This window comes from Sulfurimonas sp. HSL-3221, assembly GCF_021044585.1.
Lineage (GTDB): Bacteria > Campylobacterota > Campylobacteria > Campylobacterales > Sulfurimonadaceae > Thiomicrolovo > Thiomicrolovo sulfuroxydans.
In genome coordinates this window covers 1,813,976-1,834,946 of the sequence record NZ_CP087998.1, presented here as the reverse complement: position 1 = coordinate 1,834,946, position 20,971 = coordinate 1,813,976, and the positions used below count along the sequence as shown (strand labels likewise).

General features: G+C 59.4%; 19 protein-coding genes. 6 read left to right on the top strand and 13 right to left on the bottom strand.

Translation table 11 applies throughout. The annotated features are described in order from the left end of the window. The first annotated feature begins 21 nt into the window (after nucleotides 1-21). The 4 genes from LOH54_RS09435 (at nucleotide 22) to LOH54_RS09420 (ending at nucleotide 8,255) form a co-directional block, all read left to right on the top strand. Nucleotides 22-1,209, top strand: a complete 1,188-nt coding sequence (locus LOH54_RS09435) for a sensor histidine kinase (protein ID WP_231018754.1) — start codon at nucleotides 22-24, stop codon at nucleotides 1,207-1,209. Continuing rightward, nucleotides 1,206-1,892, top strand: coding sequence for a response regulator transcription factor (locus LOH54_RS09430; RefSeq protein WP_231018749.1), 687 nt, complete (start codon nucleotides 1,206-1,208; stop codon nucleotides 1,890-1,892). The genes LOH54_RS09435 and LOH54_RS09430 overlap by 4 nt, the downstream gene beginning before the upstream one ends. Before the next feature lie 87 nt (nucleotides 1,893-1,979). Next, nucleotides 1,980-7,418: a cadherin-like domain-containing protein gene (locus LOH54_RS09425; RefSeq protein ID WP_231018747.1), complete on the top strand. Its 5,439-nt coding sequence runs from the start codon at nucleotides 1,980-1,982 to the stop codon at nucleotides 7,416-7,418. 111 nt (nucleotides 7,419-7,529) lie between these two features. Beyond that, on the top strand, nucleotides 7,530-8,255 hold the full coding sequence (locus LOH54_RS09420) for a hypothetical protein (RefSeq protein WP_231018745.1): 726 nt from the start codon (nucleotides 7,530-7,532) through the stop codon (nucleotides 8,253-8,255). Between the two features lie 6 nt (nucleotides 8,256-8,261). Here LOH54_RS09420 and LOH54_RS09415 read toward each other — a convergent pair whose 3' ends face one another. Then, nucleotides 8,262-9,092, bottom strand: coding sequence for a hypothetical protein (locus LOH54_RS09415; RefSeq protein ID WP_231018743.1), 831 nt, complete (start codon nucleotides 9,090-9,092; stop codon nucleotides 8,262-8,264). A gap of 109 nt (nucleotides 9,093-9,201) precedes the next feature. Continuing rightward, nucleotides 9,202-10,068: a TIGR01777 family oxidoreductase gene (locus LOH54_RS09410; protein ID WP_231018742.1), complete on the bottom strand. Its 867-nt coding sequence runs from the start codon at nucleotides 10,066-10,068 to the stop codon at nucleotides 9,202-9,204. A 101-nt stretch (nucleotides 10,069-10,169) separates the two neighbouring features. On the opposite strand from LOH54_RS09410, the gene LOH54_RS09405 reads away from it, so the two are divergent. After that, complete coding sequence (locus tag LOH54_RS09405) at nucleotides 10,170-10,937, top strand: ATP-binding protein (RefSeq protein WP_231018740.1); 768 nt, start codon at nucleotides 10,170-10,172, stop codon at nucleotides 10,935-10,937. Between the two features lie 4 nt (nucleotides 10,938-10,941). On the opposite strand, the gene LOH54_RS09400 is transcribed toward LOH54_RS09405, so the two are convergent. The 9 genes from LOH54_RS09400 to LOH54_RS09360 all read right to left on the bottom strand — a co-directional run bounded on the left by LOH54_RS09400 (nucleotide 10,942) and on the right by LOH54_RS09360 (nucleotide 17,872). Continuing rightward, nucleotides 10,942-12,183, bottom strand: a complete 1,242-nt coding sequence (locus tag LOH54_RS09400; protein WP_231018737.1) for an ArsS family sensor histidine kinase — start codon at nucleotides 12,181-12,183, stop codon at nucleotides 10,942-10,944. 4 nt (nucleotides 12,184-12,187) lie between these two features. Then, on the bottom strand, nucleotides 12,188-12,859 hold the full coding sequence (locus LOH54_RS09395) for a response regulator transcription factor (RefSeq protein WP_231018736.1): 672 nt from the start codon (nucleotides 12,857-12,859) through the stop codon (nucleotides 12,188-12,190). Next, nucleotides 12,852-13,232: a Spy/CpxP family protein refolding chaperone gene (locus LOH54_RS09390; protein ID WP_231018735.1), complete on the bottom strand. Its 381-nt coding sequence runs from the start codon at nucleotides 13,230-13,232 to the stop codon at nucleotides 12,852-12,854. The genes LOH54_RS09395 and LOH54_RS09390 overlap by 8 nt, the downstream gene beginning before the upstream one ends. A 1-nt stretch (nucleotide 13,233) precedes the next feature. Further along, nucleotides 13,234-14,349, bottom strand: a complete 1,116-nt coding sequence (locus LOH54_RS09385; RefSeq protein ID WP_231018734.1) for a cytochrome b/b6 domain-containing protein — start codon at nucleotides 14,347-14,349, stop codon at nucleotides 13,234-13,236. Nucleotides 14,350-14,379: 30 nt separating this feature from the next. After that, entirely contained in the window at nucleotides 14,380-14,976 is a 597-nt protein-coding gene (locus tag LOH54_RS09380) for a diheme cytochrome c (RefSeq protein WP_231018733.1), read from the bottom strand. Nucleotides 14,977-14,986: 10 nt separating this feature from the next. Continuing rightward, entirely contained in the window at nucleotides 14,987-15,379 is a 393-nt protein-coding gene (locus LOH54_RS09375; protein WP_231018732.1) for a DUF1924 domain-containing protein, read from the bottom strand. 209 nt (nucleotides 15,380-15,588) lie between these two features. Continuing rightward, nucleotides 15,589-16,167 (bottom strand): Spy/CpxP family protein refolding chaperone, encoded by a 579-nt coding sequence (locus tag LOH54_RS09370; RefSeq protein ID WP_231018731.1) that lies wholly within the window; start codon nucleotides 16,165-16,167, stop codon nucleotides 15,589-15,591. Nucleotides 16,168-16,229: 62 nt separating this feature from the next. Beyond that, entirely contained in the window at nucleotides 16,230-16,727 is a 498-nt protein-coding gene (locus LOH54_RS09365) for a hypothetical protein (RefSeq protein ID WP_231018730.1), read from the bottom strand. Beyond that, complete coding sequence (locus LOH54_RS09360) at nucleotides 16,724-17,872, bottom strand: aminotransferase-like domain-containing protein (protein WP_231018727.1); 1,149 nt, start codon at nucleotides 17,870-17,872, stop codon at nucleotides 16,724-16,726. The genes LOH54_RS09365 and LOH54_RS09360 overlap by 4 nt, the downstream gene beginning before the upstream one ends. Before the next feature lie 100 nt (nucleotides 17,873-17,972). Between LOH54_RS09360 and LOH54_RS09355 the strand changes: the two genes are divergently transcribed. Continuing rightward, complete coding sequence (locus tag LOH54_RS09355; protein ID WP_231018725.1) at nucleotides 17,973-18,848, top strand: AraC family transcriptional regulator; 876 nt, start codon at nucleotides 17,973-17,975, stop codon at nucleotides 18,846-18,848. Nucleotides 18,849-18,853: 5 nt separating this feature from the next. On the opposite strand, the gene LOH54_RS09350 is transcribed toward LOH54_RS09355, so the two are convergent. Next, entirely contained in the window at nucleotides 18,854-20,059 is a 1,206-nt protein-coding gene (locus LOH54_RS09350; RefSeq protein WP_231018724.1) for an NAD(P)/FAD-dependent oxidoreductase, read from the bottom strand. Nucleotides 20,060-20,062: 3 nt separating this feature from the next. Beyond that, entirely contained in the window at nucleotides 20,063-20,956 is an 894-nt protein-coding gene (locus tag LOH54_RS09345) for a DMT family transporter (protein ID WP_231018723.1), read from the bottom strand. Nucleotides 20,957-20,971: the final 15 nt, after the last annotated feature.

The window sequence follows — 20,971 nt, the reverse complement described above, 5'->3', positions numbered from 1 at the left end:
AAAACATGCTATGATGGCTGCATGTTCTGCTCGCACTGGTGTAAAAGTTTTGTCCGTGACAATATCGACTATCCTGAAGATTCAATCGAGTATAAACGCTCCGTCATTGCAAACCTCATTACGGTCTTCGCGGTCCTGGTCCTCTCCCTGGACATCTATAACAACCTGACCCACGGTTTTAATACGCTTGCCGTCCTGGAGCTGTTCGGGATCGTAACCATTCTGATAAACAATATACTGTTCCGTGCCCGCAGGGTCAGATTGGAAACGACCTCCAGCATACTGGTCGGGGTGATTTCGGGGCTCGCCATCCTCTCGCTGCACATCGATGGGTTTGAAAAGGACTCCGCGCTCTTCTGGACCGCCTCCCTGCCGATTTACGTTTTTGCCCAGCACGGATTGAAGCGGGGGATCCGATGGAGTATCCTGAATATATCCGGTATCGGCGCCGTGCTGCTGCTGAGCGCGTTCAATATCGGCGATCCGATCTTTCCCGCGGGACTCATGATCCAGATGTTTATCGGCTATGTCGCCATCTCGTTCGTCGTCTACTATTTCGAACATATGCGCGTGGATTATGAAGTGCGCCTGGCGAAAACGGCACGGGAACGTGAAGTCATGCTCCGGGAGCTTCACCACCGCGTCAAAAACAATATGCAGGTCATCATGAGCCTGCTGTGGCTGCAGTCGGAGAAGATCGAAGAGCCGAAATACCGCAAATACTTCACCGAAAACATCGGCCGCCTGAGGGCGATGGCGATGGTCCATGAAAACCTTTACAGCGCAGAGGATTTTGAAGACATTGATATGCATCACTACCTGCAGATGCTGACGCTGAACCTCCAGAAAATCTCGGCGGTAAAGATTCATTGCGAATGCGAGAAATCCATCAGGCTGGGAATCCGAAATGCATTGTCGATCGGACTGATCGTCAACGAAGGCGTAACCAACGCCATCAAGTATGCCTATGACGGCACGGAGCACGGAGAGGTCTTGATCAAACTCGTTCAGCGCGGTCGTGGAAGCTACGATCTGATCGTGCGGGATTACGGCAAGGGGCTTCCGGAGCGTTCGGAAACGTCCGAAGGTATCGGTATGATGCTGATCACCGACCTTGTCAAAGGGCTGGATAACGGTACCTGCGATATCGCTTCTGACGGGGGCGTGACCATTACCATAACATTTGACGCAAAGGATGGGCAGGCATGATCGACTCCGTGATGGTGGTGGAAGATGAAGTGCTGACGGCCCGCTATATCACCAGTATTCTCAACGGGTGGGGGATCCGCGTCATCGGTGTGTTCGATAACGCCATGGCCGTTATCGCCGCGTTTGAAGAGGAGATCCCGGGGATGGTCCTGATGGACGTGAATATCAGAGGCAAGGTCGACGGTTTCGCGCTGAGCGATATGATCTGGGAGCAGCACACGGTCCCCATCGTCTACATCACGGCGTACTGCGATAACGAGACGCTGCAAAAGGCTTTCCGCCCTCTGGCATACGGTTACGTGATGAAACCTTTCGGCCCGGAGGAGCTCGAAACCGTCCTGCGGAGCGCTTACCGCCGCCACCAAAGCGAACGGTTGGAGGAGCACGATGCGGAAAAGGGCGAGGGTATCGTCCTCTCGCCCATCCATACCTACGACCTCGTCACCGCAACCCTCTATGCCGACGGGGAGGATGTGGCGCTGACGGCCAAACAGAACATTCTGCTGGAGCATCTGGTGCGGCACCGCCACCAGGTCGTCAGCTACCACGACCTTGAATTTGCCATCTGGGCCGACGAGGAGGTGTCATCATCCTCGCTGAAAACGGTCGTCTACTCCCTGCGAAAACGCGTTCCGGAGCTTCGGATCAAGAGCCTCAGCAAACAGGGTTACATCCTTTCGTAAAATCTGCTTCACCCCCAAACACTTTTTTTGACTTTTTTTGACTTTTTTCCTGTAGCTTTGTAGTAGGAAAAATTTTAGGAGTTCATAATGATCAAGATAAGCCAGGTCATGCTGTCTGTGGCTGCCGTAATCGCGATTGGCGGTTGCGGCGGTGGCGGCAGCAGTAATAATACGAGCAGCGCCAGCGGCGGCGGTGTGGTGGACGGATATGTATCGGGAGCGACCGTCTTTGTCGACAGCACCGGCGAAGGGGAGCATAACGATACGGAGCTGTCGACGGTGACCGACGCGAACGGCGACTTCGCCTTTGAGGCGACCATAATCGACGGAACGAGGATCTATGCCTACGGCGGTACCGATATCAGTACGGGCTACCCCTTTGAAGGGAGGCTCTCAACCGTCTATGACGCGACGCGTCCGGATATCGTCCTTTCCCCTTTGACAACCTATGTCGCGGCGATCATGGCATCGGACCCGTCGATCACGTTCGATGCTGCGGCCGATACGGTCGCGGCCAACCTCGGGGTGACTGCCGATCAGGTCAAAAACGACCCGATGCTCGACAGCGACAGCTTTATGGCGGCGCAGAAAGTGCAGAAGGTCGCCGAAGTACTGACCGCCGCGACAAAAAGCGACGGCGAATCGTTTGACGCTGCCTATGCGAAAGTGTTTGAATCGCTGGCAGCCACGACGTTCAGCAGCGACTTTAACGCGACCGAGCTGGCCGGCCAGGTCAGTGCCGATACGGGGGTGACGCTCGATCCGTCGATCGCGACTTTTGTTGAAACGCTCGCCGGGACGATCGATGCGCTCGCGGCAAACGTCACGACCGTCAACGAACTGGACGGTTTCGGCGAGACGATCAACACCTACGCCGAAGCCGCGGAAGGAGCGATCGAAAACGGCGATACGGCCGCCGTCACGGAGCTGACGACGACGTTGAACGACATGAACACGACCCAGGTCGCCGATGAGATCGAAACGGGAACCTATGTCGACCCGATGATCGCCGCGCTGGCAGAGGTTGAGGATGCCCTTACAAACAACATCACCTACCTCGGGACGAATACGGCCAATGACAGCATTACGGCCGATCTCGTCCTGAGCAGTCCCGCCGCGGCACCCTATGATACGCCGGATCTTAACCTGACATGGTCGGCGACCCCTGTGGGCGTCATCGATGTCGCGACCGGCGCCGTGACACGCAGTGCTACGGCGGACGTGGCCGTGACGCTCAAAGCGACGGTCGCGAACAGCCTGGTCACGAATAACCGTGTATTTGACCTTGTCGTCAAGCGCAACGAGTTTGCCCCGGTAGCGGTGGCCGACATTCTGACCCTCGACGAGGATACCAATGCGTCGCTCAATGTCCTGGCGAACGATACGGACCAAAACGGCGACATGCTCTTCGTCTCGGCAGTTTCAACCGCAGGCCACGGTGTGACGGCGATCAATCCTGACGGGACGGTGACCTACACCCCGGCCGCGAACTACAACGGCCCGGACAGCTTCACCTATACGGTCAGCGACGGCACGGGACGCAGTGCCGACGGCAACGTCAGCGTGACCGTCATTTCTGTGAACGATGCGCCGACGATCGGCGGGACGCCGGCAACGTCGGTCGACCAGGATGCACCGTACAGCTTCACGCCGTCGTCCGGTGATATCGACGGCGACACGCTGACCTTCAGTATCGTCAACAAGCCGACGTGGGCGGCGTTCGACCCGGCAACGGGGGCGCTGACGGGTACGCCGGGCAACGGTGACGTCGGTACGACCGCCGATATCAATATCTCGGTCAGTGACGGTACGGTGACGGTCGCCCTGCCGCTCTTCTCCGTGACGGTCGTCAACGTGAACGATGCGCCGACGATCGGCGGTACGCCGGCGACGTCGGTGAACCAGGACGCGCTCTACACCTTTACGCCGTCTTCGGGTGATATCGACGGCGACACGCTGACCTTCGGCATTGCCAACAAGCCCGCCTGGGCAACGTTCGACACTGCGACGGGTACGCTTTCGGGCACCCCGGGCAATGCCGATGTCGGCATCACTACGGGGATCGTTATCTCCGTCTCCGACTCGGTACTGACGGCAGCGTTGGCACCGTTCGATCTGGAGGTGATCAACGTCAATGACGCCCCAACGGCGTCGGCTGCAACGTTCCAGGTGCAGACGAATACCCAGCTCGACGGCGATCTGAATGCGTATGCGTCGGATATCGATGTCGGCGATACGCTGACCTTCACACAGGTCGGGACGCTTGCCGGGCTGACACTCAACAGTGACGGTACCTTCAGCTTCAGCAGTGCGTCCGAAGGCAACTTTACCTTTGATTATCAGGTCTCCGACGGCAGCCTCACAAGCGCTGCGGCAACGGTCACCATCAATGTCGTGGCCAACCTGTCGCCCGTCGCAGGCGACTTTGCGGCCAGTACCGATGAAGATACGGCGGTGCTGATCGACGTGGTGGCACACACCAGCGACAGCGACGGTTCGGTAGATGCCACGACGGTGACGGTCTCCGCCGCGACGGACGGTAACCTGAGCGTTGACCCGGTGACGGGCGTTGTGACCTATATGCCGAATGCAAACTTTAACGGTACAGACAGCTTTACCTACACGATTCAGGACAACCAGGGCGCGACCTCGCTTCCGGGGACGGTCACGGTTACGGTAGCGCCTGTTAATGACGCCCCGACGATCGATCCCATCGGCAATCCGCCTGCCGCGGCGGTCAGTTCGCCGATTTTTGAAGTGCAGGTCTCCATTGCCGATGTTGACGGCGATGCACTGACGCTGAGCGCGGTATCGTCCGATTCGGGGGTTGCCGCGGTTTCGGCGAACGGTACGACGGTGGCAGTCGACCCGACCGGTGTCGGTACGGCGACCGTGACGGTCACCGTCGACGACGGTGTTCTTAGTGCACAGGAGACCTTTACCGTAACGGTCGTTGCCGATCCGGTGGTAACCGATACGACGTTCTATGAGGGCATGACGCTCTACAGCTACTGGGTCGAAGATAACGGTACACCGGCATACGAAACCTATACGATGAGCGGCGGTACGATGAGTACGAACGGATACCTGTTTGACATAAACAGTAGCGCCTGGGTTTCTGCATCGTTCGGTACAAACTTTATGCTCAATACTGCCGACGGTACATGGACGACGGAGGCAGCCGTGTCGTCTACCTATACGATCAGCGCTGACGGTACGACACTCTCTTCTCCCTTTGCGGCGTACCAGATCGCTCAGGCGGAAGTGCTGGACGGCCAGACGGTTGATATCGACATCGGCGGCGGTATGACGCTGCCGGTGACCTTCCCCTCAGGCGCTCTGCACTATACGATGCAGAGCAAGTATCTTGTCGATACATACATCCTTGACTGGCGCCCGATGAATGTCAGCGTGCCATACGCTTTCATGGAAGATTTCATGAACAACAACTACGGGAACATGATCTACTGGGACGATAACAGCTCGACAGGGGCACGGCCGCAGATGAATGCCTCCTTTACTGCAGCGGTGGATGATACGGGTGCTGACGTCATAACGCTCAGCCTGGGAATGAGCGGCTACCTGGTCAGTGACAGCGATAACACTCAAATCGTTGGTACCTGGACGGTCGGCAATCTTCCGAATCAGGCAGAGCTGACGATCTTCACCGAACTCAATGCCAGTATCCCGAATTACGATGCATTGATGCGAGACGGCGATATCTTCGTGACGCTGTACAACGGCGAGGTCTGGCTGGGGGCGCACAATGCACCGACGGCTGGCTATGTGCTTGACAGTGACAGCAGTCTGATGGGGAATGATATCGCAATGGGTGCGATTACAACGGCACTCGAAAACTACACACCGCCGGTACCGCCGGTAACGGTGGATGAGTTCTACGCGTTGACCGAGATCCCCATCAGTCAGGCGGAGTGGGATGCCCTTGCCAAGGCCCAGGTCTCCCTCCTTGCCGATATGGACCTGTGGGGCGTCTGGCCCGACAGCAACGGTACGGCGGTCTATGCGGTCAATTCCGACGGGCTCTATGCCGACTCGAACGGTACGGTCATGTTCAAGGATATCAACGGCACGGTGACGGATAGTTTTGCTTTCACGATCAATCCTGCCGGTACGGAGCTCAATGTCTCTATTCCGCCGAGCGGCCATCTCTTTGCAAACCTGGGAGATGTCTATGACCAGGCGGCACTCGAAGCGATGTTCGGCATCACCATGCCTGCGGGCTCCGTCGGATACAAAACGGCGCACCTGCGCTTGAGCGACGAATACGATTTCTGGGGGATGCTGACATCTTATGATGTGAACTACTCCTCCATGACGTTCACGACGCTGGCGGACTTCGTCGCGGCCAACCAAGGCGGCACGGGCGGTTACGTCTTCAACGTCAACGGCACTACCGGTATCCAGTTCAATACCGGCGATGCTTATACGGATATCAACAGCAACGGGACGGTCGTGCTGATCGATTTCAGCGATATGCAGAACCCGCAGGTCGTGGAAAGCGGCAGCTGGCATGTCCAGAATGACGGCAACGGCGATGTCATCATCGTCGAGCTGCCGAGTATGAATTGGCCGTTCGCCGCGACGGTGATGAACGACGGGGGCGGCGATTATGTCGCCGAGGGCGAAATGCAACCGGCGTTTACGGGCGATATCGAGATCAAGTTCAATATCATCGCCCGCGATGCGCTGATCAATTACTTTATGAGTGGAGGGGGCAGCAGCACCACGCCTACGACCGCCAACGATTCGACGCTGGTCGGTGCCTGGGCGTTGGGCGGCATCACGACGATGGACGCCCTCCTGATCATCGCCGATAACGACAAGTACATGGGGGTTCAGCAGGTCCTGGGCACGAACGGTGTCATCGGCGGCGTGGAAGTCGGTCAGTACACGCTCGACGCCTCCGGCAGCTTCACCTCGGCCGCCCCGGTGATCAACACCAATGCCGGCGATACTGCCGTGGGAGCGACGGTGAGCGATAACGGCGATGATACGGCAACGTTGACCAGCATTGACGGTACGGTGGTATTAAACCGTCTGAGCAGTGCAATCAGTCCGGAAGCGGGGGCATGGATCGTCAACCAGTCGACGACCGGCAACATCAAATTTGTCATCATGGTCCTGGACGGCGCCGGCAACTATATGGTTGCCGACATTGACGACAGCCAGAGCTCCGATCCGGTCGGTTCAGAACCGGGGACCGTCGGGCGCTTTAACATGACCGAGTTCGGTACCTATGTGGTCGAAACGAACGGCACGGTAACGATGACGCCGGCTGCCCCGACGGACGAGAGCGCGGTCTGTACCGATACGATTACCTCCGGATGCGATACTATCGCCGGCGACACGAACATGGAGTTCGGCCTGACGGTCGACGATACGCTCGGGTCGCAGGTCCCGGTCAACATGACGGTCAGTTTCGATCCGACCAACAACTACATGACAGTCGACGGCAGCATGGTGTTCACCCGGGTCGTACCCGGCGGACCGACGATCTTCCAGTAAACCTGTCACTCGGGCACGTTTAAATCCATTTCTCCTGAACGGCCGGCATGGCGCCGGCCGCTCCGTAAAATCATCAGCCCGCTTTTATCCATTCCCTCTATAATCCAGGCCATGAAGCAAATCATTATCGGCGATGAGGTCAAGGGGAGCGTTGAAATGCCCGAGACTCCAAACGCCTACACCATCTTTCATGCCGTCAAAAAAGCCTATGAGCAAAAGCGGCCTCCGACGCTGTCACTGCTTTTCCCGCCGGAGAAGATCAAGGCGCTGGGGCGTTACCAGAAGGGCGGGGCGCAGGCCGAGCAGGCCGAACTGCAGCTCTTTATCGATATGGGAAAGGTGCTGGGGTTCAAGACGGCGGAGGCGGAGGCGCTGAAGCTGCAGATCGAGCTCACCAACGACAACGCCCATGTCCACCTCAACATCTCCAAGCGCCTGAAATTGCTCAACAAACAGCGGCGCACGCGTACGCGCGGTACCTACCTCTTCTGGGATATCGAGAACTTCGGCCCGATCGGGCCCATGTTCACCCATGTCATCGAGAAGTTCCACGTCCCCGACGACCGCATCTACCTGGCGGCGAACCCCGACTCGCTCTACCTCAAGCGGCGGGAGTGGGAGGCGGAGCTGTACGATTACGGCAAGCGGCTGGAGTCGTTCAACTTTACCGTTGTAGATCACGGCAAGAACGTGGCGGACGATTTTCTGCTGGGGGAGTTCGAGCGTTTAAAGCTCCGGCAGGCGGACGTTTTCATCATGACCTACGACCGGGAGCTCAAAGAGCGTTTCAAGGCGGCGTGCCACGGCAGCAACAACCTCTATACGCTGGGGAAATAGCGGCGCTTACTTTTTAGGTTCACTCTTTTTGAGTTTTTCTGCCTTGATACGGATCATCGGGCGTTTCGGCTTGTCCTTAGGGGTCTCCGTCTTCTTGGCCTCATAGGGTTTCTTCTCACCTTTGTACGGTGGTTTTTTCTTCGTATCATAGGGCTTTTTGCCGCCGCTTTTTTTGCGTTTCGCTTCCCACTCTTTTTTGGCGGCAAGGCTCTCCTCGTCGTGGGGCTTGCCGTCATAGCGGTGGTTGCGCTCGCCCGTCTTGCCCGAGAACATCGGCTTGCCGTTCTCATCCGTGCCGATGTAGCGGGAGACGCCGCTGGCTTTGGGTTTGCGCGGGGCGCCTTTGCCTTTCGGTTTGGCGGGGGCTTTTTTCGGTGCGTCTTCTTCGTAGAGACGGGCGGAGGGCTTCTTGTAGCGTTTCGGGCGCTGCACCGGCTTGGGGGCCTCTTCGGGGGCGAAGCCCTCCGGACGCTCCTGGGAGATGGCCCGGCCCAGCAGCATCTCGATGCCCATCAGGCGGGGACGGTCCGCCTCGCCCAGCAGGACGAGGGCCCCTTCGCGGGCGAGCGCCATACGATCGAGATAGCGCTGCGGCACTTCGGGCAGGTCGTAGCTGATGAGCAGGTCGCACGCTTCAGCGCCCTCTACAGCATCGTCGCCAAGGACGGTGACGGTGTCGGGGACGCTGATGGCTCCGGCATCGCCGGCGGTGACGACGCTGATCTTTTTGTCGGCGTTCTCCTCGAGCAGTTGGGCAAGGAGCTCGTTTTTACGGCTCTCTTCGCAGAGCAGAAGGCGGTGATTCTGGCGTTTGAACGCTACGGATGGGATGGCCATGATGTGTCCTTGGTAGTGCAGGGAAAGAGACGGATTCTTGGTACGCTCCGCCGCTGCGAATGATGGTCGAATTATAGCGTTTTTTCACTCGGACGGAGCAGGAGGCGTTTTAATCTTTCCGTTTTGTGAGCAGATTGTCCAGGGCATCGCCTAGATGCTCGAATCGGAAGGTGAAACCGGCGTCAAGCAGGCGCCGCGGCACGGCCCACTGGCCGCCGGCGATCACCTCTGCGCCCTCGCCGAAAACGAGGCGCAGAAACCAGTAGGGCAGGCGCATGAAGATGGGGCGGTGCAGCTTCGTTCCCAGCGCTTCGGTGAGCTCCTTGTTGGTCGAGACCCGGGGCGCCGCGAGGTTGTAGATTCCCCGCATCTTGGCATCGGTGACCGCGCGGGCGAAGGCCTCGCAAAGATCGCCGATGTGGATCCAGGAGAGGTACTGCTTCCCGTCGCCGACGACGCCGCCGAGGCCGAGCCGGAAGGCCGGGAGCATCCGTGCGAGCATCCCCCCGTTGCCCAGAACGATGCCCAGGCGGAAGATAACCGTTCGGACGCCGTGCGCTTTGACCTCCGTTGCCGCGGCTTCCCACTGCTGGCAGAGGTCGCCGAGGAAGGTGTAGGCGTACTCTTCGCTCAGTTCGTCATGCCATTTTTTCGAGGGGTAGATGCCGACGGCGGAGCCGCCGATATAAAGGGAGGGTTTGACGTCCAGCAGGCCGATCGCCTCGGCGAGGCGCTTCGTCGTGCCGACGCGGCTCGAGACGAGCAGCGCCTTGTAGCGGCGGCTCCAGCGGCGGTCGACGGGTGCGCCGGCGATATTGATGATGACATCGGCGCCGATGAGCTTCTCGGCCAGCGCTTCGGCCGGAAGCGCGAGGTCGCTGCGGCTGAGCGGAATGACCGCCCATCCTTCCGCTTCAAATCGTTTCCGCAGGTGTCTCCCGACGAACCCCGTCGCACCGCCCATGGCAATTCTCATTCCGCCCTCCGTTGTGAAATTATATTATCATTGTAGCGAAGGTGCCCGAAATTTGCACAGGGGTATAATGGCGGGGAATACTTTGCCGGAGAGGAGATGCCATGATCGCATGGAACACAACCCTGGCCGCCGTTTTCAGACGGCGGACGGAGACGCTTAAACCCATCGCCCGGATCGAAGCGATGCCGCTGGAGGCGCTGATCAATATCGACCGCCAGAAGGCGGCGCTTGTCGAGAATACGGAGAACTTCCTGGCCGGACGTTTTGCGAACAACGTGCTGCTCTGGGGCAGCCGCGGGACGGGCAAATCGTCACTGGTGAAGGCACTGCTGCAGGCCTACGCCGAGGAGGGGCTGCGGATCGTGGAGTTTTTCAAAGAGGATCTGCGCTATCTGCCCGAGGTGATCGACGAGCTGCGCGACGAACCCTACCGCTTTATCCTCTTCCTGGACGACCTTACCTTCGGCGAAACGGACCTCTCCTATACCTATCTCAAAAGCGCGATGGAGGGCTCCATCGAGAGTGCGCCGGAAAACGTCCGGGTCTATGCCACCTCCAACCGCCGCCACCTCGTCCCCGAATACATGAGCGACAACGAAGGTACGACGGTCAAGGACGGGGAGCTGCATTACGGCGACAGCGTCGAGGAGAAGATCTCCCTGGCGGACCGTTTCGGGCTTTGGCTCTCTTTTTACCAGGGGACGCAGGACGATTATCTGCGTATGGTCGAGCACTATTTCAAAGGGGTCGACGCCGACCGGGAGCTGCTGATGCGCGAAGCGCTGCGCTTCTCGGCCGAACGGGCGTCACGCAGCGGGCGGACGGCGCAGCAGTTCTACCTGCACTATATGCAGCGGCTGGGTGCCTAGGCGATTAGGCGGGTTCAGTACCCTGTTGGAGTTTTGCGGGAGTAAAATCGATACAGAAACGGTGCCATCCGTTTTCGTAACGGTACGAAAGCGGATAGGCATGCCGCTCCAGGACCTTGGCCACGATGGAGAGCCCCAGGCCGAACCCTCCTCGCTGTCGGGAGTGTACCCCGCGCCGGAAAGGAGCCAGCGCGTCTGCGACCGGTGCTCTTAATGGCCTGCCCCGGTTGCAGACGCAGATCATTCCGGCCTCGGCCGTGACCGTCACCGGGTACGCGGTGGCGTATTTCAGCGCATTGTCTATAAGGTTCTTGAGGGCGATGGAGAGGTAGAGGGGATCACCTTCGAGGTTAAATGCCTCGTCAAGTGCAATGGAAACCTTCTCCTCGTCATCAATCATCATTTTCGACAGCGCCTGCAGTATGAGCGTTTCCGCGCGGATCGTCTCGACATGCAGCTCCCCGGTCACGGAGAGCTTTTCCACCTCGAGCAGCTCGCTTGTCATGGACTCCAGTTCCGCAAAGCAGCGCTGGAGCAGCACTTTTTCGTCGGAATCGGGGAGCTTCTCCGCGGCGAACATGCCGCGGGCAATGGGGGTGCGGAGTTCGTGGCCGATATCACGCAGGAGCGCTTCGCGCGCCACGATCGTATCCTGCAGGCGCTGGGCGAGGTGGTTGTAGGTCTCGGCGACGGCCCCGATCTCGTCACGCCCCGGAACATCGGCGCGGCTGTCGTAATCCCCTTCGGCAAAGGCCCGCATCTTGGCGGCAAGGTGACCCAGGGGGGCCAGCATAGTGATGATGACAAGAAAGATCATGACCAGAAGGACAATATCGAGCCCGACGAGCAGATGGGGCAGCCACCGTCCCTGAAGGCTCCCGTCGAGGGCGCTGTCCCGCAGCAGCAACGCGCTCTCCATGTAGCGGATGGAAAGCAGATAAGCGCCGTCGCGCGTCTTCAGGATCCGCATATCCCCGAAGGAGTGGGGGCGTTCAAGCAGGGGCTCGGCCCCGGTTGCCCGTGTGGCTTCAACCGCTTCAAGGCCCATGGAGGGGAGGGCAGATGCAAGGGCTTCGGTTTCAGTCGTCGCCAGCAGCCCGTAGAGCTTCCGGGCATCATCGAGGTACTGCTGCGTGACGAGGGCTTCCGTACGCTGCGTGTACATGGCGTCTACCTGATAGCCGATGGCCAGCATCAGCAGCAGGCTGGCGGAAAAAAGCAGGATGATTTTTCGGAAAATGGACATCGGATCAGCCTATGAACCGGTAGCCGATCCCCCAGACCGACTTGATGTAGCGGGGGGATTTGGCGCTGTCGCCTATTTTGAGGCGGATGTTGCTGATGTGCATGTCGACGGTGCGTCCCTTGGTCTCGGGTTCCAGCGAAGTAGCATGGACGATCTGCTCCCGCGAGACGTTGTTGCCGCGGTTTTTCAGCAGGAAAAGGAAGATTTCGAACTCCACGGGGGTGAGGTCGACGGGGTACCCCTCCATACTGACCGTTCTGCTCTGTTCGTCGACGGTGAAGTCCGAGACCTGCAGCTGCGGAGCGTTGCCGTAGCGGCGGAGCACCGCCTCGATACGCAGGATGAGCTCCCGCGGTTCGTAGGGTTTGGCAAGATAGTCGTCGACGCCGAGCTCAAAGCCGTGGATCTTGTTGCCGATGTCGCCACGGGCGGAGGAGATGATGATGGGGATGTCGCTGACGGCCTTGATTGTTTTGGCGGCGTCAAAGCCGTCCATGCCGGGCAGCATCAGGTCGAGGATGACGATATCGAATCCCTCTTTGTGCTGTTTCAATGCTTCGATGGCGCTGCGGGGGTCGTTAAAACTGCGGACGCTGTAGCCGTAATCGGTAAGGTAGCCGCCGATAAGCGCCTGCATGGCCCGGTCGTCTTCGATCAGCATCACCCGCTTAGTCACGTTCCCACTCCTCCAGGTAGGGGGTGAAGCGTTGTCGCTGCTGCGGGGTCAGAACGGCGTGGAGCGCTTCGAAAAAATCCGCCTGCACCCTGTCGTTTTCGGTCTGCAGCGCGGTGGTCAGTTCGAGAAATTTCGCCCGGTCGAAACGTTCGGCTTCGAAGAGGGCCCTGACGGCGTCACGGGTCTGCGCTTCGAGGCGGTTGAGACGGTGATGGGCCTTGCGGTAGTCGCGGGCGATCTTCTCGACGCGCTCATGCTGCTGCGGGGTGAGGTCGAGGTAGCTGATGTCCATCGGCATATGGTGCTCGCGGTGGTCGTCGTGGTCCGCTGCCAGCAGGGTGAAAAGCAGGGCAATCAGAACGATGAAACGCATCTCAGCTCCTTTCTCCGGGTATCGTGATGTTCGTATCCTCGAGCAGGCCGCGTTCAACATCGCTGTGGCAGGCTTTGCAGTTGGCCCTGCTTTTGACCGCGTCGCGCGCGAAAACGTCCGCAGTGATCCTGCGGTGGGTCTTTTTCCAGAACGGCGTCTGCGTCACTGCTATGATATCCATATTTGTCATAGAGGCCGATAGCTTGAACGCAGCCTCGGAGGTGGCGTGTTCCGCGGCATTGGCGACAAGGTAGGCCAGGATGCTCTGGGTATCGGCTGCCTCCAGCGAGGCATCATCGCCGAAATGGTTCTCCAGATCCGCCATCAGGCGCCGCCAGGAGCGGCCGGGCAGCAGCGCGGGGGGATAGAGGGTATGGCACGCCGCGCATTCGTTGGCGAAGAGCGGATGCACTTTTTCGAAATCGACGGCTGCCGTATGCGCGGCGGTCAGGGGGGTGTCGCTTGCTGTCAACAGGTAGATGGGGGTCGCGAGGGCGAGCCCGATGCCCAGGACGGCGATGGTCTTTTGGACAAAGGTCAGCCTGACGCTGCGGCCTTCAACGGGTTTGTATCCGCTGACGATGGAGCGCAGCGTGCCGTGGGAGGGGTGCAGAAGGCGGTCGAGCAGGACGCCCGCGATATGGGCCCCTATCAGGAGATAGAGCAGGGTCCCGAGGAATTCATGGAGTTCCTCGAACAGTTCCATCTTCTTGAAAAACGTGCCGTTCAGAAAAGCGAAGAGCCCGCGGTTCTCCTGGACACCATAGGTGAGCATGCCCGTCAGCACGAGCAGCAGCGTCACAGCGATAATACCGATCACGGCGAAACTGGCGGCGGGGTTATGGCCTGCGTACGTTGCTTTTGAGCTCAGCAGCGTCAGCATGTAGGTCTTCAACGAAGAGAGTTTCAGGTCGAAATCGGCGAAGCGCGAATGCTCCGGCCCCCAAAAGCCCCAGACGATGCGGAAAAGCAGCAGGGCCCCGACGGCGAAACCGAACGCCGCGTGCCAGAGCAGCCAGCGCTCCTCTTCGGCGCTCAGATAGGCGCCGAGGATAAAGAGCACGAGCAGCCCGTGGAAGAGGCGTGTCGGCAGACTCCAGATATAGCTATTGTTCATGGTTCACCTCCGGGTTGACGCGCAGAAGCGTCAGTCGTCCCAGCGCCCGTAGTTCGGGATGAAGATCTCCCGTTCGCGGTAGCTGCCGTTTTCGGCCTTCGCGTGGCAGGCGTTGCAGTTCGCAAGACTCTTCACATCCGCCTGGTCGATGAAACGCTGCGGAATTCTTCGGTGTTCTTTGACGAAGTAGACGGACCGGCTGATCTGCATCGGCGCATCGGCGGAGACGGATTTGGCGATCCGCGCCATATGTTTCGATGAAGGTGCGCTTCCGTAGGCGTTCGCGTCGAGATAGGTGGCAAGCTCTGCCGCATCAGCCGGCTCAAGGGTCGCATCGGTTCCGAAATGGTCCCCAAGCGACACCATCATACGTGTCCAGGAAGCACGGGGAAGCAGGCCGGGCTGGTAGGCCATATGGCACGCCCCGCACTCGTTTTTATAGAGACGCGCGGCGGTCGTTTCGACCCCTGCTGCACTTCGTTTTTGGCCGTCGGTCGTGACGGCATCCTGTGCAACGGCTTTTTCATGCCTCTGCTCACTGTGTTTTTCGTGATGGTCATCTGCCGCGAGGTAGACCGAACCGGCTGCCAGCAGCGCGCAAGTAATAACAAAAAGATGCTTTTTCATCGTAGACTCCTTAGCGGTATTGCATGATATAGGTGAGAACATCACCTTTTTCCTGGGCCGTTCCCTCGCGGTTATAGACATCCTTGAAGTTCCGGCGCAGCCATTTTGTGACCTCTTTGAGCGACGTGAGGCGATCGGGGTTGGCATCCGGTGAGAGCGGGTCGATGACTTTGCCGGTATTGACGTTTTTGCCGGGGCGGGTCAGGTCGTTGCCGTGGCAGCTGGTGCAGGCGATCTTTGTCCCTTTTTTGCCGATCTGTTCGGCGGTGAAGATCGCTTCGCCGCGCGCGGCATCAAACGGGGCCGGGGCTTCCGTCTGTAGCTGCTGCAGGTAGTTGTCGACTTCCGGGCTCGCCGCCATAAGGGCGGCGCTGCAGAAGAGGGCGATCAGAATGGATTTCATAGGTACTCCTTGTGTTCGGATGTTCACATGGTAGTACCATGATGTCAAGACGCCAAGGGGCGTTTCTTGACACTCTCTTTACAAAGTAACGTGATAAGGGGGGAGGAATCCGTGCCGGAATGGCGGGGTGACAGCGCGTACGCCCGAGCGCTTCCCGCCCGGCGGGTTGGAGTAAGGTATGGTTCAGCAGCGCGTGGCGGTCTCGCTTCTCAGCGGGACATGCCGCCGCACTTCATCCCTCCGCATTTCATACCGCCCTGCTGCATACCGCTTCCTTTCATACCGCTCTTTTGCATGCCGCCGCCCATGCCGCCGCTTTTCATACCACCTTTGATCATGTTCCGCTTGATCATCATCTTGACCATCGGTGCGGTGAAGGCGCGCTTGAAGAGGGGACGCTGTTCCGGCGTCAGCACGGTGTAGATGGTACTGAAGAGTTCGGTCATCGCAGCCATCTTGGCATCAAACTGTTTCTGCTGGGCCGCTTTAAACTGCTTGGCATCGAAGGCAGTGTCACCGAAGGCGTCGATGGGGAAGGTTTTGGAGGCTTTGCGCGTCATCATTTTTGCCTTAAAGGTGTTGATGGCATCGGTGACGGCCTGGGTCTGCGCGGTGCTCAGCCCCGTCTGGCTGACGGCATCGACGACTTTGCGGGCAAGGTGCATTTTGTTGTCGCTGCCGCCGTGCATGCCCTGCATGCTGCTCTGCGCGCTGCACGCGAAGGCCGATGGGACGCTGATGGCGAGGGTTGCTGCCGCGATAACGGCAATTTTTGCGAAAGGTTTCATCCGAAGAACTCCTGTAAGTGGTTGAATAAAAACCATTGTAGAGCAAAGGCATTAATTTACCGTTAACCTCCCGTGCCGTCCTCCCTGTTCCAGCGGCGTCTGAGATTGTGGATATAGACGATGAGCAGGAAAAAGAGCGTCGACGTGAGGCTGAGAACGAGCATCAGTCCCGTCTCCTCCGGGACGGTGTCGAGCAGGATGAGTTTGCGGATGATGACGACGAAACCGATCTCGAGCAGGGTAAGGGCATAATCGAATGCGCTGCGGATCAGGAAGGTCCTCGTAATGGCGATGACGATGAGTACGAAGAGGCCGTCGGTCAGGATCATCTTTATGGAGCGGAAATCGAGCGCCCCCTGGTCCAGGGTGAAGGAGACGATTTTGTGCGACAGGCTCAGGATGCAGACGGCCAGGTAGAGTACCATCACGGCGATAAAGGCGTATTTGAGCCCGGTGATCAGTTTGGAAAAGACAAGGTCGAGACGGGCTTCGATGGTTCGGTCGAAGGCCTCGAAGCGCGCGGCCATTCTCTCCGTAAAGGCGTGCGAAGCGGTTCTCATGCCGTGGCCCTGGCCACTCCCGTGATTTTCGAAACGATCTGTTCGCGGTAGGCATCGGCCATCAGTCCGACGCCGCGGTGCATCTGCGCCGGGTCGGTGTGGGTGAAATTGAGCCGGAGCTCGTCGAGCGCAGGCGTGCCGGGGTAGAACTCGCTGCCGGGGACGAAGGCGACCCCGCGCTCCAGGCAGCGGTTGACCAATGATTTCGTATCGTGGCCGGGCAGCCTCCCGTAAAGGAACATGCCGCCGCGGGGTTCGTCAAAAACGAAGTCGGGCAGCTGGGTGCGCAGTGCGTTGGAAAGTGCGTTTTTCTTAGCCCGGTAATGGATGCGCAGCGATGAGAGGTGGCGGTCAAGCCCCTCGGTCTCCCAAAACGCGTCGATCAGGCGCTGGTCCAGTGTCGACGTATGCAGGTCGATCGCCTCTTTGACGACGAGCAGCCGCCGCAGGTTCGCCTCGCTGGCCCGGACCCACCCGACCCGCAGGCCGGGGGCCAGGATCTTCGAAAAGGAGCCCAGGTGGAAGCTGCGTTCGGGCATGCTTGCGCTGATGGGCAGGGAGGCATGGTCGAAATAGAGTTCGCTGTAGGGTGCGTCTTCGATCAGCAGCGCGTCTGCGTCCAGCACCGCCTTGGCGACGGCCTGGCGTTTGGCGGCACTGTAGCGCAGCCCCGTCGGGTTCTGGAAGTCCGGGATCAGGTAGGCGGCCCCCGTCCTGGCGATGCTGCGTCTGAACGGTGTCATTGCGATGCCGTCGTGTTCCAGCGCGACCCCCTCCGTCTTTACTTTTGCCAGCCGGAAGGCGCTGAGGGCCCCGAGGTAGGCGGGCAGTTCGACGGTGACCCCGTAGGGAAGCATGCTCAAGGCGATGAGGTTGATGGCCTGCTGCGAACCTGTGGTGATGAGGATCTCCTCCGCGCGGGTCTCAAAGCCCGCGGCGCAGTAGCGCCGGGCGATCTTTTCGCGCAGGGGGGCGTATCCCTGCGAACGCGAATACTGCAGGCTGGCCGGCTCGGAGAGGACGCGGTCGGCCGCCGTTTTGAAGGCGTCTAGGGGGAAGAGGTCGGCGTCGGGAAGCCCTCCGGCGAAGGAGATGGTGTCCGCGGTGATAACATCCAGGATCTCCCGGATAAATTGGCGTTTCATGTTCTTATCCTTTTGTATGAACGCGATGATACGCCGATTCCGGAGATTAATCTTCAATATTTCTTGCATAAAACTATGCAGATCTTGCTAAAATTATCGTATGAAGAAAGAGACGCTGCGCCACCACGCCCACGTCGTTAACGACGCGCTGTATTACATCTACCGTCATATCGATTCACCGATCACCTTGGAGGTGCTCGCAGAGCGCAACCGCACGAGCGTCTACCATTTCCACCGGATCTTCAAGGAGGTGACGGGGCGCAACTTCTACGACACGCTGCAGTCCATCCGGCTGCAGAAGGCGGCGAACCTGCTCATTGTCAACAAGAAAGAGAAAGTCTCAATGATCGCGCAGCAGTGCGGCTACAGTACGCACTCGGCCTTTATCCGGGCCTTTAGGCAGCGTTACGCGCTGACGCCGACGCAGTGGCGCGAAGGGGGCTACCTTAACTTTTCAAAGGAGAACATCCGCTACTCCGACAAGGTGCCGCGGATCGCGTCGGACTTTACGGGGCTCAAGCCTGCCATCGTCAAAATGCCCGCCATCCGCGTCGCCTACATCCGCCACCGCGGCTACAACCATTCCATTGCCGGCGTCTGGCAGCGGCTCTACGCCTACGCGGTCGAACACGGCCTGGAGCAGGCCCGGCAGATAGGGCTGCACCACGACAACCCTTCGATCGTACCGCTGGAGGAGTGCGCCTACGTGGCCGCCATCGAGATCCCCGACGGTTTCGAGGTGTCGGGCTCCGTCTCCAGCTTCGTTATCCCCTCGTCGCTGTGCGCGCGCTTTACGATGCAGGGGCGCTACGGCGAGGTGCCGAACCTGATCCGCTACATCTACCATACCTGGCTGCCTGAGAGCGGCTTCGAAGCGAAGACCCTGCCGCCCTACGTCGTCTACCGCCGGAACCATTTTCTCGAAGCCGACGAGCGTTTCGACCTCGATTTCTACCTGCCCGTCAGCGTCATCTGACGGGTTCAGGCCTCTGTACGTTTTTTGAAGCCAGTGTTGATGCGCAGTTTGAGGCCAAGGTAGTAGCCCTTGGTGATCAGTTTTTTCAGCAGGTAGGCCGTGTAGCCGCTGACGCGGATGATGCCGAAGAGCTCGCCGACCGCGTAGTGGCCGCCCAGGGCGACAAAGACGCCGTCGACCTTGGCATGAAAAGGGGCAACGGGATCGCCGTTCAGGCGTTTGCGGATGGAGGCGGCGACGTACTCGGCGCTCTTCTCCGCCGTCTGGGCCGTTGGCGGCAGCAGGGTGCCTTTCGCGTCTTTGAGTTCGACGCAGTCGCCGACCGCGTAAACGTCCATATGGGGGGAGAGGCGCAAATAGGCATCGGGAACGATCTGTCCCAGCCGGTTCGTTTCAAGGGGCGCGTCGCTTTGCAGTGTATTGGCGATGATCCCTCCGGTAAAGATCATGAAACGGTAGGGGAGAGCCGTGCCGTCTTTGAGATGGATGGCACCGTCTTCGACCCGGTCGATAAAGGCGTTGGTCAGGATCCGGATTCCCAGCGATTCCAGGCGCTTTGCCGTGCGGTTGACGATATAGCTGCTCATCCCCGGCAGGATCGTGTCCGCCGCGTCGATAAGGGTAATCCTGATCTTCTTTGCATTGGTACCGAGGGTCTTGTGGTGTTTTTCGATGACGTCGGCCATCTCCGCGGCGATCTCGACGCCGCTGAGCCCCGCCCCGCCGATGGCGATCTGCAGCTCGGCCGGCTCCGGCTCGCGGGTCTCTTCGACCTTGGTGTAGACGAGCTGTTCGAAGGTCTGGCGGAAGGCGAAGGCGCGCTGGAGGTTTTTAACCCCGTAGCTGTTTTCGCGCAGGCCCTTGATAAACGCGAAGAAGTTCGTGCGTGCCCCGGTGGCGACGATGAGGCTGTCATAGGAGATGCGTTCATGTTCCAAGACGACTTCCTTTGCCTCCGGGTCGACGCCGGTGATTTCCGCCTGCTTGAACGTGACATGCCTGCCGAAGCCCCGGCACCAGTTCGCAAGGTCTATCGTGATGTCGTGGATGTCGAAGCGCCCGGCGATGTAGCCGTAGGCTTCGGTCTGCAGGTAGTGGTAGGGGTGGCGGTCGATCAGCGTGATGCGAAAACGCGGGTCGCCGGCGAGATGTTCGACGGCCCGCAGGCCGCCGTAACCGCCGCCGAGAATGACAATGTGCTCTTGGTGCATTTCTTATCCTTTTTTGACCAGAAGTCCGGCGGCGATGATCATGGCGATGCCGAGCCAGACGGCGGCGTCGGGGAAACCGTCGCCGAGCATGATGCCGAACCCGACGGCGAAGGGGATGTTCGTGTAGCTCACCGCCCCGATGATGCCCGCTTTGCTGAAACTGTACGCTTTGGTGAGCAGCCACTGCGAGAGGGTGGAGATGAGGGCCATGAAGGCGATCAGCCCCCACACCTTCGGCGATGTCGGCCAGAAGAACGCGGGAAAGAGAAAGGCCAGGGCATCCGGCGCGCTGACGAAGGGGGCGAGGGCGAAGAGCAGCAGGGGGACGAGGGTACCCACCCCCATGAACGAGAGGACGATGACGCGGGTGTCGTAGACGTGGCGGATCGTTTTGATGGTGGCGTAGGCCGAGGCGGCGAAGAAACCGCCGAGCAGCCCGAGAAAGTGCTCGTACCCCATCAGCATCCCCGTCGGCTTGGAGATGAAGAGGACACCGGCAAATCCGATGAGAAGCGCCGCAAGGGCGTAACGGTTCAGATGCTCCTTCATCAGGAAAAAGGCGAGTACGGAGACGAAGAGCGGCGAGGTCTTGTTGAGCGTGATCGCCTCGCCCAGCGGGATGACGGTGATGGTATAGAAGAAGAGGATCATCGCGCTGAAGCCGAAAAAGCCGCGCAGCAAAAGCAGGTGGAGTTTGCCGCCGGGCAGGGTCGGGGGAGTGTGACGCAGCATCGCGAGAATAATAAGCACCCCGATGAGGTTCCGGAAAAAGACGATCTCCAGGGCACTCAGGTCGTCGCCGAGCAGCTTGGCGACGGCCCCGTTGAGGGCGGAGATGAGGGCGCTGAGCAGCATGAAGAGCACGCCGCGGTCGGTCTGGGAGAGGAACTGCTTCACTGGACGGGTCTTTTT

Bases quoted from the DNA above. Each gene is read 5' to 3' on its own strand.
- LOH54_RS09360 (WP_231018727.1), bottom strand. From the start codon at position 17,872: ATGAAACGCCAATTTATCCGGGAGATCCTGGATGTTATCACCGCGGAC.
- LOH54_RS09405 (WP_231018740.1), top strand. From the start codon at position 10,170: ATGATCGCATGGAACACAACCCTGGCCGCCGTTTTCAGACGGCGGACG.
- LOH54_RS09365 (WP_231018730.1), bottom strand. From the start codon at position 16,727: ATGAGAACCGCTTCGCACGCCTTTACGGAGAGAATGGCCGCGCGCTTC.
- LOH54_RS09370 (WP_231018731.1), bottom strand. From the start codon at position 16,167: ATGAAACCTTTCGCAAAAATTGCCGTTATCGCGGCAGCAACCCTCGCC.
- LOH54_RS09385 (WP_231018734.1), bottom strand. From the start codon at position 14,349: ATGAACAATAGCTATATCTGGAGTCTGCCGACACGCCTCTTCCACGGG.
- LOH54_RS09420 (WP_231018745.1), top strand. From the start codon at position 7,530: ATGAAGCAAATCATTATCGGCGATGAGGTCAAGGGGAGCGTTGAAATG.
- LOH54_RS09435 (WP_231018754.1), top strand. From the start codon at position 22: ATGTTCTGCTCGCACTGGTGTAAAAGTTTTGTCCGTGACAATATCGAC.
- LOH54_RS09400 (WP_231018737.1), bottom strand. From the start codon at position 12,183: ATGTCCATTTTCCGAAAAATCATCCTGCTTTTTTCCGCCAGCCTGCTG.
- LOH54_RS09390 (WP_231018735.1), bottom strand. From the start codon at position 13,232: ATGCGTTTCATCGTTCTGATTGCCCTGCTTTTCACCCTGCTGGCAGCG.
- LOH54_RS09355 (WP_231018725.1), top strand. From the start codon at position 17,973: ATGAAGAAAGAGACGCTGCGCCACCACGCCCACGTCGTTAACGACGCG.
- LOH54_RS09375 (WP_231018732.1), bottom strand. From the start codon at position 15,379: ATGAAATCCATTCTGATCGCCCTCTTCTGCAGCGCCGCCCTTATGGCG.
- LOH54_RS09410 (WP_231018742.1), bottom strand. From the start codon at position 10,068: ATGAGAATTGCCATGGGCGGTGCGACGGGGTTCGTCGGGAGACACCTG.
- LOH54_RS09425 (WP_231018747.1), top strand. From the start codon at position 1,980: ATGATCAAGATAAGCCAGGTCATGCTGTCTGTGGCTGCCGTAATCGCG.
- LOH54_RS09380 (WP_231018733.1), bottom strand. From the start codon at position 14,976: ATGAAAAAGCATCTTTTTGTTATTACTTGCGCGCTGCTGGCAGCCGGT.
- LOH54_RS09350 (WP_231018724.1), bottom strand. From the start codon at position 20,059: ATGCACCAAGAGCACATTGTCATTCTCGGCGGCGGTTACGGCGGCCTG.
- LOH54_RS09415 (WP_231018743.1), bottom strand. From the start codon at position 9,092: ATGGCCATCCCATCCGTAGCGTTCAAACGCCAGAATCACCGCCTTCTG.
- LOH54_RS09430 (WP_231018749.1), top strand. From the start codon at position 1,206: ATGATCGACTCCGTGATGGTGGTGGAAGATGAAGTGCTGACGGCCCGC.